12 protein-coding genes are annotated in these 11,867 nt (G+C 72.0%); 8 read left to right on the top strand and 4 right to left on the bottom strand.

Going from position 1 to position 11,867, the window contains the following annotated elements:
- Positions 1-6: 6 nt before the first annotated feature.
- The 4 genes from IEY55_RS18130 to mptB all read right to left on the bottom strand — a co-directional run bounded on the left by IEY55_RS18130 (position 7) and on the right by mptB (position 4,573).
- Complete coding sequence (locus IEY55_RS18130) at positions 7-981, bottom strand: COX15/CtaA family protein (RefSeq protein WP_189059379.1); 975 nt, start codon at positions 979-981, stop codon at positions 7-9.
- 93 nt (positions 982-1,074) lie between these two features.
- Complete coding sequence (locus IEY55_RS18125) at positions 1,075-1,791, bottom strand: ABC transporter permease (RefSeq protein ID WP_189059475.1); 717 nt, start codon at positions 1,789-1,791, stop codon at positions 1,075-1,077.
- A 65-nt stretch (positions 1,792-1,856) separates the two neighbouring features.
- Complete coding sequence (locus IEY55_RS18120; protein WP_189059377.1) at positions 1,857-2,795, bottom strand: ABC transporter ATP-binding protein; 939 nt, start codon at positions 2,793-2,795, stop codon at positions 1,857-1,859.
- Between the two features lie 74 nt (positions 2,796-2,869).
- Positions 2,870-4,573: a polyprenol phosphomannose-dependent alpha 1,6 mannosyltransferase MptB gene (mptB, locus tag IEY55_RS18115; RefSeq protein WP_229686501.1), complete on the bottom strand. Its 1,704-nt coding sequence runs from the start codon at positions 4,571-4,573 to the stop codon at positions 2,870-2,872.
- A 140-nt stretch (positions 4,574-4,713) separates the two neighbouring features.
- Between mptB and IEY55_RS18110 the strand changes: the two genes are divergently transcribed.
- The 8 genes from IEY55_RS18110 to IEY55_RS18075 are packed head-to-tail and all read left to right on the top strand — an operon-like array spanning position 4,714 to position 11,669.
- Positions 4,714-5,619, top strand: a complete 906-nt coding sequence (locus tag IEY55_RS18110) for a helix-turn-helix transcriptional regulator (RefSeq protein ID WP_373290028.1) — start codon at positions 4,714-4,716, stop codon at positions 5,617-5,619.
- A complete protein-coding gene (sufB, locus tag IEY55_RS18105; protein ID WP_189059373.1) occupies positions 5,616-7,067 on the top strand; it encodes a Fe-S cluster assembly protein SufB in 1,452 nt (483 codons plus the stop codon). The genes IEY55_RS18110 and sufB overlap by 4 nt, the downstream gene beginning before the upstream one ends.
- Before the next feature lie 17 nt (positions 7,068-7,084).
- A complete protein-coding gene (gene sufD / locus IEY55_RS18100) occupies positions 7,085-8,269 on the top strand; it encodes a Fe-S cluster assembly protein SufD (protein ID WP_189059371.1) in 1,185 nt (394 codons plus the stop codon).
- On the top strand, positions 8,266-8,583 hold the full coding sequence (locus IEY55_RS18095; protein ID WP_189059369.1) for a non-heme iron oxygenase ferredoxin subunit: 318 nt from the start codon (positions 8,266-8,268) through the stop codon (positions 8,581-8,583). Before sufD ends, IEY55_RS18095 begins: the two co-directional genes overlap by 4 nt.
- 44 nt (positions 8,584-8,627) lie before the next feature.
- A complete protein-coding gene (gene sufC, locus IEY55_RS18090; RefSeq protein WP_189059368.1) occupies positions 8,628-9,413 on the top strand; it encodes a Fe-S cluster assembly ATPase SufC in 786 nt (261 codons plus the stop codon).
- Positions 9,414-9,443: 30 nt separating this feature from the next.
- Positions 9,444-10,790 (top strand): cysteine desulfurase, encoded by a 1,347-nt coding sequence (locus tag IEY55_RS18085; RefSeq protein ID WP_189059366.1) that lies wholly within the window; start codon positions 9,444-9,446, stop codon positions 10,788-10,790.
- A gap of 4 nt (positions 10,791-10,794) precedes the next feature.
- The gene (gene sufU, locus IEY55_RS18080; protein ID WP_189059364.1) at positions 10,795-11,262 is read left to right on the top strand and encodes a Fe-S cluster assembly sulfur transfer protein SufU; all 468 of its coding nucleotides are present in this window, start codon (positions 10,795-10,797) and stop codon (positions 11,260-11,262) included.
- Positions 11,259-11,669 carry a metal-sulfur cluster assembly factor gene (locus IEY55_RS18075; protein WP_189059362.1) on the top strand — a complete coding sequence of 137 codons (411 nt, stop codon included), beginning with the start codon at positions 11,259-11,261 and terminating at the stop codon, positions 11,667-11,669. The genes sufU and IEY55_RS18075 overlap by 4 nt, the downstream gene beginning before the upstream one ends.
- Positions 11,670-11,867: the final 198 nt, after the last annotated feature.

Below are 11,867 nucleotides of genomic sequence, written 5' to 3'. Positions count from 1 at the left end.
GATGGGTCATGCCCGGACGCCGGCCGGAGTGGGGGTTTCGGCAACGGCGGTCATTCCGGGCACCGGTCGCGGACCCCGGTTCCGGGTCGCGGTCCACAACGCCGCGGTGGCAATCGTGACCAGGGCGGAGCCGAGAACGTGGAAGGACACCAACACCTCGGGCACCCCGGTCCAGTACTGGATCATCCCCAACGTGCCCTGCGCGATGACGACGGCGATCACGGTCCAGAAGCTCGACCAGACCTGGCGCGGGACGCCCACCGCGCGGAACGCGAAGCCCAACCCGACGACGGCACCGAGATAGAGGAACATCAGGTCGGCGTGAACCTGGGCGAGCGAGGCCACCGGCAGGTCCAGGCGCGGGGTGTTCGCATCTCCCGAGTGCGGCCCGGCCGCGGTCACCAGGGTGCCCGCCACCAACAGCGCGACCAGGACGACAACGTTGAACGCCTGCAACCTGCGCAACGCGCCGGGCACCAGCGGTCGCGCGGGCTCGTCGCCCTCGTTGATCGCTCGCACGAGCAGGACGGCCAGCCACGTCAGCACCACCGACGCGAGGAAGTGCGCCGCCACCGTCCACCAGAGCAGCCCGGTCAGCACGGTGATGCCCCCGATCACGGCCTGCGCGACCACACCGGCCGGCATGGCCGCCGCCAGCCAGATCAGCCGCGGCCGTCGCGGCCGCACCAGCAGGGCCGCGATCAGGCACGCCGCGCTCGCCAGGCCGACCGCCCCGGTGAGGAGCCGGTTGCCGAACTCCACCCACTGGTGCAGCGCGTCGAACTCGGGTCGGGCCACCGGTGTCAGGCTGCCGGGAACGCACTGCGGCCACGTGGGACAACCCAGCCCGGAACCGGTCACGCGTACCACGGAGCCGGTCACCGCGATCCCCGCGTGCGCGACGAGCGCCGCGATCGCGAACGCGCGTTGCCACGCGAGCGGCGGCGCAGGAATCCGGGACAACCAGGAGAGGGCTGGCACGCGCCCGATAGTAAGTGGTCTGCCTACATGTGTTCGCGGCAGCCCGGCGCCGCTGGGGCCTCGATCACGCAGGACCCCGGAAGGGCCGACCGCTCAGGTCAGCCGCGTGGTGCGCGTGGCCAGCAGGCCGGCCACGGCGGTCCAGCCGACGAGCACCGCGAGGGGCTCCCAGCCCGGGAACGTGCCCTCCACCAATGCGGTCCGCAACCCTTCGGCCAGCGCGCTCGACGGCAACAGCCGTACCACCTCGGCCAAGCCGTCCGGCAACGCGCTCAGCGGTACCACGATCCCGCCGGCCAGCAGCAACACGAACCACACGGTGTTGGCCAGCGCCAGCACGACCTCGGCCCGCAACGCGCCACCCAACAGCACGCCGAGCGCACCGAAGGCGAGCCCGCCCAGCACCACGAACACCAGGGCCCACCCCAGCCCGGACGCCGCGGGCGACCAGCCCAGCGCCGCGGCCACCACGCCGAGCACCACCAGTTGGATCGCCACCACCAGCAGGTTCGCCAGCACCCGCCCGGCCACCAACAGCCACCGCGGCAACGCCGTGGCGGCCAGCCGCCTGAGCACCCCGTACCGGCGATCGAAACCGAGCGCGATCGCCTGGCCGGTGAAGGTCGTCGACATCACCGCCAGCGCCAGCACCCGCGGCGTCACCGAGTCCACCCGCGGCTCGGGCAGCGGCACGACCTTCAGCACGCTCAACCCGACCAGCAGTGCCAGCGGGATCAGCAGGGTGAGCAACACCTGCTCCCCGTTGCGCAGCGTGAGCGTCGCCTCGGTGCGGGTGTGCGTGGCGAGCATCCCGAGCAGCCGACCCCGGCCCGGCTCCGGCCGGAAGGTGCCGGTGGGAAAGCGCGTCTGGGTCCTCACGGGCGCAGCTCCCGTCCGGTCAGTTCCAGGAACACGTCCTCCAGGCTGCGCCGCGCCACCTGCAGTTCGCTGGCCAGCACGCCGTGCTGGGCGCACCAGGAGGTCACCGTCGACACCACCTGCGGGTCGATCGTGCCGGTCACCAGGTAGGAGCCGGGCGTGGTCTCGATGGCGTGGCAGCCCTCGGGCAACGCGGTGAGCAGCAGGTGCAGGTCCAGACCGGGGCGGGCCCGAAACCGCAGCTGGCGGTCGGCGGTCTCGCTGGTCAACGCCTCCGGCGAGCCCTCGGCCACGACCCGCCCGCGATCGATGATCACCACGTGGTCGGCCAGCGTCTCGGCCTCGTCCATCAGGTGCGTGGTGAGCAACACCGAGACCCCGTCGGCCCGCAGCGCGGCAACCACCTCCCACACCAGGCGGCGCGCCTGCGGGTCCATGCCGGCGGTGGGCTCGTCCAGAAACACCAGCTCCGGCCGGCCCACCAGGGCGCACGCCAGGGACAGCCGCTGCTGCTGGCCACCGGAGAGCCGCTTGAACGGGGTACGCCGCACGGCGTCCAGCCCGAGCGTGGCCAGCAGCCAGTCCGGATCGAGCGGGTGGGCCGCGCAGGCGGCGACCAGCCGCAGCATCTCGTCGGCCCGCACCCCGGGGTAGGCACCGCCGCCCTGCGGCATCACACCCACCCGCGGCCGCAGCCGCTCGACATCGGCGACCGGGTCCAGGCCGAGCACGCGCACCCGGCCGGCGTCCGGGCGCAGGAAGCCCTCGCACACCTCCACGGTGGTGGTCTTGCCCGCGCCGTTCGGGCCGAGTAGGGCGAGCACCCGACCGCGGGGAAGCCGCAGGTCGACGGCGTCCACGGCGGTGGTCGAGCCGTAGCGCTTGACCAGCCCGGACACCTCGACTGCGGGGTGGTGGTCGGCGTTACGGCTCACGACGGGCAAGCCTATGTCGTCCCCGGCCGGGTGGCGGACGTGGGCCCCCTCACCAGCGTCGATGGTGAGCGTGATCACCCTGCCGGGTCACCGGTGGCGGCGGGCCGGGGAGCACCCGCCGGGAACGCCGTGGGGAACCCGGCCGGCAGGATCACCTTGCGCACCACGACCAGCGCGAGCGCCACGACGATCACCGCCGCCACGATGGCCTGCGGCATCACGTAGGCGCGGTTGTCGAACGCCGCCCCGGTCGGCGGCACCACCAGGGCCAGCACGACGGTGATGACGGTGGCGGCGGCCCGGAACCGGGGCGAGGTGGTGGCCGCTCCCAACGGAATCGCCGCCCACAGCAGGTACCAGGGGTGCACGACCGGCCCGAGCAGGATCACCGCGCCCAGCGCCACGCCCAGCGCGGCCAGCGGCTCGCGGGCGCGGTGGTGCCGCCAGCTGCGGAAGGACAGCCACAGCAGGCCGAGCATGATCACCGCGCTGGTGGCCTGGCCGATCACCCGGGTCAGATCCACCACCTGGTCGCTGTGGTTGCCCAGGCCGAGCAGGATGCCCAGCCCGCCGCCGAGCATGCCCAACGCGGTGGACGGCGAGATCCAGCTGCGCACCTTGTTGGCGGTGTCCAGGGTCTGCAGCCAGCCGAAGCCCAGGCCGCTGAACAGCGACCACGCCGTGGTCCCGGCGACGAACACCGCGGTGAGGAGCAGGGCGATCCGCACCAGGTCGGCGACCCGGCCGCCGCGTCGGCGAGCCAGCGCCGCGCCCAGGAAGCCCAGCGCCGGCGCGGCCGTGATCTTCACCGCCGCGCCGGTGGTGATCACCAGGGCGCCGGTGACGACCGTGGCGATCCGGTTGTTGCGCAGCGCGATCTCGAAGCCGGCGAGCATCAGCCCGATCATCAGCGCCTCGTTGTGGATGCCACTGACCAGGTGGAACAGCACCAGCGGGTTGGCCGCGCCGAGCCAGAGCGCGCTCACCGGCCGCACCCCGCACCGCCGCGCCAGCCGCGGCAGCGCCCACATGATCAACGCCACACCCGCCAGCGCGAACACCCGATGCAGCAGGATGCCCAGCACGACGTTGTCCCCGGCGGCCCAGGCGATGACCCGGGACATGGTGAGGAAGGCCGGGCCGTAGGGGGCGGGGGTGTCCCGCCAGATGTTGGGCACGCCCTGGGTCAGCGGGTGGTCCGGGCCCAGCGCGTCCACCGGCCCGACCTGGTAGGGGTCCATGCCCAGGTTGGCGATCTCGGTCTGCGCCAGGTAGCTGTAGATGTCCCGGCTGAACATCGGCGGGGCCAGCGCCAGGGGGGTGACCCACATGACCAGCGTGCGGTCCAGCTGCCGGCGGGAGACCAGCCGCGGCCGCCCGGGCCGGGCCAACCGGCCCAGCGCCAGCCAGGCCAGCACGATCATGATCACACCGGCGTAGGCCACCGCCAGCGAGGCGGTGGGCATCCGGGCGGGCAGGCCGAGGAGCCGCATGCCCTGCACCGGGTTGTTGACCGGGCTCGCGCCGGCGCCCAACGCGCCGACCGCCAGCAGCAGCGAGCCGACCGTGCCGAACCGGCGCACGATGTCCAGCTGGCGCCGCTCGACGCGGTCCAGCGGGGCCGGTTCGGCCAGCTCCCTGGACGCCACGGTCAACACCGCCGTCGACGGCCGGCCGCCGGGTGCGCCGTTGGCCGTGGCGCCCGGGCCGCGCCCGGTGCCCGCCACGTCTCGCTCCTCGTCCAGCGCCGCATCACCCGCCGGTCCGCCCGCCACCACGATGACGAAGCGTAGCGATGCGACGTGCCGCTCCCTCCCGGCCGGCCGCCCGGCCCACCCGCCCGGCCCAGGCTGTGAGCCCACTCACCGTGCTGACCATGGGCTTTGCCGTTGGCCCTGAAATAGGCAACACTCATGTTGTGAAAAACGTCGAGGCCGTCGAGCCGGCCGCCGCCACCGGAATCGGGGGCGGCGGTTCGGTGTCGGCCGCGGGTGTCAGCACCCCGCCGAACGGGGCGGGCGCGCACGCCGACGGCGGCACCCGGCACGCGGTGGCCCGCCTGCTGCTGGAGCAGGGACCGGTCACCGCCGCCGCGGTCGCCGAGGAGCTGGGCCTGAGCCCGGCCGCCGTCCGCCGGCACCTGGACGCCCTGCTCGCCGACGGCGAGGCGTGCACCAGGGACGCGCCGCGGCGGGGCCGCCGCGGCCGGGGTCGCCCGGCCCGGCTGTTCCTGCTGACCGAGGCCGGCCGGGCCCGGTTCGGCCACGCCTACGACGACATCGCGGTCGCCGCGCTGCGCTTCCTGGCCGAGCACGGCGGGGAGCAGGCGGTGCGGGCCTTCGCCGAGCGCCGGGTGGCCGGCCTCGTCGACCGGCACCGCGCCGCGGTGACCGCCCGCACCGGTCTCACCGAGCGGGCCCAGGCGCTGGCCATCGCCCTCACCCGAGAGGGTTACGCTGCCTCGACCCGCCGGGTCGGCATGGGCGAGCAGCTGTGCCAGCACCACTGCCCGGTGGCGCACGTGGCCGCGGAGTTCCCGCAGCTCTGCGAGGCGGAGACCGCCGCCTTCGCCGAGCTGCTCGGCAGCCACGTGCAACGCCTGGCCACCATCGCCCGCGGCGACGCGGCGTGCACCACGCACATCCCGCTCACGGGTGAGACCACCACGAGTGACACCACCACGAAGACGTGCCCGACACCGGATCCGGACACCCCGGAACCGGCCGGGGACACCGCACGGATCCCGGGATCGAACCAGGGCGGGACGGCCCGAACCGGCCCGTCCACGGGGTCGAGCCAAGCAACCGAAGGGGAGCCCGCATGACTGCCGCTGCGGAGCAGCGCACACCCACCACCGCGCAGCCGCTGAGCCAGGAGGAGGCCCTGGCGACCCTCGGCCGCTACGAGTACGGCTGGGCCGACCCGGACGTCGCCGGGGCCAGCGCCCGCCGCGGCCTTTCCGAGGAGGTCGTCCGGGACATCTCGGCCAGGAAGGACGAGCCCGAGTGGATGCTCGAGGCCCGGCTGAAGGCGCTGCGCATCTTCGACCGCAAGCCGATGCCGGGCTGGGGCGCTGACCTGACCGGGATCGACTTCGACTCGATCAAGTACTTCGTCCGCTCCACCGAGAAGCAGGCGGCCACCTGGGACGAGCTGCCCGAGGACATCAAGAACACCTACGACAAGCTGGGCATCCCGGAGGCCGAGAAGCAGCGCCTGATCGCCGGTGTGGCCGCCCAGTACGAGTCCGAGGTCGTCTACCACAAGATCCGCGACGACCTGGAGTCCCAGGGCGTGATCTTCCTGGACACCGACACCGGCCTGCGTGAGCACCCGGAGCTGTTCAGGGAGTACTTCGGCTCGGTCATCCCGGCCGGCGACAACAAGTTCTCCGCGCTGAACACCGCCGTGTGGTCGGGCGGCTCGTTCATCTACGTGCCGCCGGGCGTGCACGTCGACATCCCGCTGCAGGCCTACTTCCGGATCAACACCGAGAACATGGGCCAGTTCGAGCGGACGCTGATCATCGTCGACGAGGGTGCCTACGTGCACTACGTCGAGGGCTGCACCGCGCCGATCTACTCCTCGGACTCGCTGCACTCGGCGGTCGTGGAGATCATCGTCAAGAAGAACGCCCGGTGCCGGTACACGACCATCCAGAACTGGTCGAACAACGTCTACAACCTGGTCACCAAGCGCGCCAAGGCCGAAGAGGGCGCGACCATGGAGTGGATCGACGGCAACATCGGCTCCAAGGTCACCATGAAGTACCCGTCGGTGTTCCTGATGGGCGAGCACGCCAAGGGCGAGGTGCTGTCCATCGCCTTCGCCGGGGAGGGCCAGCACCAGGACGCCGGCGCCAAGATGGAGCACCTGGCGCCGCACACCTCCTCGACCATCGTGTCCAAGTCGGTGGCCCGGGGCGGCGGCCGCACCTCCTACCGCGGCCTGGTCCGGGTGCACAAGCGCGCCCACCACTCCAAGTCGACGGTGAAGTGCGACGCCCTGCTGGTGGACAACATCAGCCGGTCCGACACCTACCCCTACGTCGACATCCGAGAGGACGACGTGGCCATGGGGCACGAGGCCACGGTCTCCAAGGTCAGCGACGACCAGCTGTTCTACCTGATGTCCCGCGGCCTGACCGAGGACGAGGCCATGGCCATGGTGGTGCGCGGCTTCGTGGAGCCGATCGCCCGCGAGCTGCCCATGGAGTACGCCCTCGAGTTGAACCGACTGATCGAGCTGCAGATGGAAGGGGCCGTCGGCTGACCATGACGACAGCTGACATGACCACGGAGAAGACCCAGCACGGCCTCGGGGCCCACTCGCACGGCGCCGGCGCGCCGGCCGTCCCCGCCGCCTCCCGGGCCGAGCGCTTCACGTCCTTTGACGTCGAGGCGTTCGAGAAGCCCAGCGGGCGCGAGGAGGACTGGCGGTTCACGCCGATGCGCCGACTGCGTGGCCTGCACGACGGCAGCGCCGTGCGCACCGGCGCGGCCACCGTCGAGGTGGCCGCCGCCCCCGAGGTGCGGGTCGAGACCGTGGCCCGCGGTGACGAGCGGCTCGGCGTCGCCGGTATCCCCGGCGACCGGGTCGCCGCCCAGGCGTGGTGCTCCTTCGCCGAGGCAACGATCGTCACGATCCCGCGCGACACCCGCGCCTCCGGGCCGACCACGGTCACCGTGACCGGCCCGGGCGAGGGCAAGGTGGACTACGGCCACCTGCAGGTGCGCGCCGAGCCGTTCGCCGAGGCCGTGGTCGTCATCGACCACCGCGGCTCCGGCACCTACGCCGACAACGTCGAGTTCGTGCTCGGCGACGGCGCCCAGGTGACCGTGGTCGCCGTGCACGACTGGGCCGACGACGCCGTCCACGTCTCCGCCCACCACGGCAGGGTCGGCCGCGACGCCGTCCTGCGGCACAGCGTGGTCACCCTCGGCGGCGAGGTGGTCCGGGTCAGCCCGACCGTGTCCTTGGCCGACAAGGGCGGTGACGTGGAGCTGCTCGGCCTGTACTTCGCCGACGCCGGCCAGCACCTGGAGCACCGGCTGTTCGTCGACCACGCGGTGCCCAACTGCCGCAGCAACGTCGTCTACAAGGGCGCACTGCAGGGCGACAACGCGCACACGGTGTGGATCGGCGACGTGCTGATCCGCGCCGCGGCCGAGGGCACCGACACCTTCGAGCTGAACCGCAACCTGGTGCTCACCGACGGGGCGCGCGCCGACTCGGTGCCCAACCTGGAGATCGAGACCGGGGAGATCGAGGGCGCCGGCCACGCCAGCGCCACCGGCCGGTTCGACGACGAGCAGCTGTTCTACCTGCAGGCCCGGGGCATCCCCACCGAACTGGCGCGCCGGCTGGTGGTGCGCGGCTTCTTCGGCGAGATCCTGCAGAAGATCGGCGTGCCCGAGGTGCGGGAGCGGCTGGCGGCGGCCATCGAGGCCGAACTCGAGGCGGTGGGCACATGACCGTTCGCGTGTGCTCCCTCACCGAGCTGGAACAACGGCAGCCGGTGGGCGTTGACGTGGACGGGACCCCGGTGGTCCTGGTCCGCGACGGCGACGAGGTGCATGCCCTGCACGATGTCTGCACGCACGCCGAGGTCGCGCTGAGCGAGGGCGAGGTGACGGGCAGCGGCATCGAGTGCTGGCTGCACGGCTCCTGCTTCGACCTGCACACCGGCAAGCCGTCCTCGCTGCCGGCCACCGAGCCGGTGGACGTCTTCGCCGTGAGCGTGCGCGACGGCGACGTGTACGTCGACGTCACCACCCGCCGCAACTAGCCACCCGACGACTTCCCACCCACCAGGAGAGCGAAAGAAAACCCATGGCCATCCTCGAGATCAAGGACCTGCACGTCTCGGTCGCCACCGACGAGGGGCCCGAGCCGATCCTCAACGGCGTCGACCTGACGGTGAAGGGCGGCGAGACGCACGCGATCATGGGCCCGAACGGCTCGGGCAAGTCGACGCTGGCGTACTCCGTCGCCGGGCACCCCAAGTACGAGGTCACCTCGGGTGAGGTGCTGCTCGACGGCGAGAACGTGCTGGAGATGGGCGTCGACGAGCGGGCGCGTGCCGGCCTGTTCCTGGCCATGCAGTACCCGGTCGAGGTGCCGGGTGTGTCGATGTCGAACTTCCTGCGCACCGCGGCGACCGCCGTCCGGGGTCAGGCCCCGGCCGTGCGGCACTGGGTCAAGGAGGTCAAGCAGGCCATGGCCGACCTGGAGATCGACCCGGCCTTCGCCGAGCGCAGCGTGAACGAGGGTTTCTCCGGCGGGGAGAAGAAGCGGCACGAGATCCTGCAGCTCGCGCTGCTCAAGCCGCAAATGGCGATCCTGGACGAGACCGACTCCGGCCTGGACGTCGACGCGCTGCGGGTGGTCTCCGACGGCGTGAACCGGTACAAGGGCGCGAACCCGGAGATCGGCATCATGCTGATCACCCACTACACCCGCATTCTCAAGCACATCACCCCCGACTTCGTGCACGTGTTCTCCCGCGGGCGCATCGTGGAGTCGGGTGGCCCGGAGCTGGCCGAGCGGCTCGAGGAAGAGGGCTACGTCCGCTTCACCGGCAAGCAGGAGCCGGCCGGGGCCGGCGCCGGTAACTGACGAGGACCGGTACCGACCCTGGGGGTGAGGATGACCGAGAGGAGGAAGGCCGTGACGGCAGCACCCGAGAAGGCACCGCTGGACGTTGCGACGATCCGCAAGGACTTTTCGATCCTGGAGCGGACCGTGCGCGACGGCCACCGGCTGGTGTACCTCGACTCCGGGGCTACCTCGCAGCGGCCGCGGGCGGTGCTGGACGCCGAACGCGCCTTCCTGGAGACCTCCAACGCCGCGGTGCACCGGGGAGCGCACCAGCTGGCGGAGGAGGCGACCGACGCCTACGAGGGCGCCCGCGCCCGGATCGCGGCGTTCGTCGGGGTCGCCGCGGACGAGGTGGTGTTCACCAAGAACGCCACCGAGGGCGTCAACCTCGTGGCCTATGCGATGAGCAACGCGGCCACCTCGGGCGCCGGGGCCGAGCGGTTCCGGGTGGGCCCCGGTGACGAGATCGTGGTCACCGAGCTAGAGCACCACGCCAACCTGGTGCCCTGGCAGCAGCTCTGCCAGCGCACCGGCGCCACCCTGCGCTGGTTCGGGGTCACCGACTCCGGCCGGATCGACCTGTCCGACACCGACGGGCTGATCACCGAGCGCACCAAGGTCGTCGCGTTCACGCACCTGTCGAACGTGACGGGCGCGGTGACGCCGGTGGAGCGGATCGTCGCGCGGGCGCGCGAGGTAGGTGCGCTCACCGTCCTGGACGCCTGTCAGTCGGTACCGCACCTACCGGTCGACTTCCGTGCCCTGGGCGTGGACTTCGCCGTGTTCTCCGGGCACAAGATGCTGGGCCCGTCCGGGGTCGGCGTGCTGGTGGGACGCGGGGAGCTGCTCGGCGCCATGCCGCCGTTCCTCACCGGCGGGTCGATGATCGAGGTCGTGCGGATGGAGGGGTCGACCTTCGCCCCGCCGCCGCAGCGCTTCGAGGCGGGCGTGCCGATGACCTCGCAGGCGGTCGGCCTCGGCGCGGCCGTGGACTACCTGACCGAGATCGGCCTGGACCGCGTCGCCGAGCACGAGCACCAGCTCGCGGAGGCGGCGTTGCACGGTCTGGCCGGGATCGACGGCGTGCGGGTGGTCGGCCCGACCGAGCTGGTCGACCGCGCCGGGGTGGTGTCGTTCGTGGTGGACGGGGTGCACGCGCACGACGTCGGCCAGGTGCTGGACAGCCTCGGGGTCGAGGTGCGGGTGGGCCACCACTGCGCCTGGCCGCTGCACCGGCGGATGGGCGTGCCGGCGACCGTCCGGGCGACGTTCTACCTGTACAACGACCTCGACGACGTGCGGGCGTTGGTCGACGGCGTGCACGAGGCCAAGCGGTTCTTCGGCGTTGGGGAGGCACCGGCCGTTGCGGCTGGTGAGGATCGCAACGGGGTGTGACCGGATGCAGCTCGACCAGATGTACCAGGAGATCATCCTGGACCACTACAAGAATCCACACCGACGCGGTCTGCGGGAGCCCTTCGAGGCCGAGGTGCACCACGTCAACCCCACCTGCGGGGACGAGGTGACGTTGCGGGTACACCTCAAGGGCGATGGGGACCGGGCGGTCGTGGACGACGTGTCCTACGACGCGCAGGGCTGTTCCATCAGCCAGGCCGCCACGTCGGTGCTCACCGACCTGGTGGTCGGCCGCACGGTCGCCGAGGCGTTCGACAAGCACGCCGCGTTCCTGGAGCTGATGCAGGGTCGGGGCCAGGTCGAGCCGGACGAGGACGTGCTGGAGGACGGCATCGCCTTCGCCGGTGTGGCCCGGTACCCGGCGCGGGTGAAGTGTGCCCTGCTGGGATGGATGGCCTTCAAGGACGCGGTGGCCCGTGTCGTCGAGACGAATGGAGTCGCAGCCCGATGAGTGGGCCGAAGTACAGCGTGAGCAACGAGGACGTGGCACGCGACGCGGCCAGCCTGCCCGAGCCGCCCGCGCCCACGGCGGAGCAGCCCGCGGTGGCCGACCTGGAGGAGGCCATGCGGGACGTGGTCGATCCCGAGCTCGGGATCAATGTCGTCGACCTCGGCCTGGTCTACGACATCCGGGTCGACGAGGACGGCGTCGCCACCCTGGACATGACGTTGACCTCGGCGGCGTGCCCGCTGACCGACGTCATCGAGGACCAGACCAAGGCGGCGCTGACCGGTGGCCCGGGCGGCGGCCTGGTCCGGGACTTCCGCATCAACTGGGTGTGGATGCCGCCGTGGGGTCCGGAGCGCATCACCGACGAGGGGCGCGAGCAGCTGCGTGCCCTCGGCTTCACCGTCTAGAACACACGGCAGGACCACGAGATCGTCAGGGGCGGCCCACCACGGACCCTGTTGGCGGAACATCGATCGCCGACGAGGTCCACCACGGGCCGCCCCTGACGCATTCCCGCACAACGAAGCGCCCCACCAGAGACTCGCCGGCTGCAAGACGTCTCCCGCACCGGCCAGACCTGTGCGCCAACGCCGTCCTCGGCCAAG

The organism is Longimycelium tulufanense (genome assembly GCF_014645795.1).
GTDB classification, from domain to species: Bacteria; Actinomycetota; Actinomycetes; order Mycobacteriales; family Pseudonocardiaceae; genus Longimycelium; species Longimycelium tulufanense.
The sequence above is the reverse complement of the archived record's forward strand: the minus strand, read 5'-3'. Positions and strand labels throughout refer to the sequence as shown.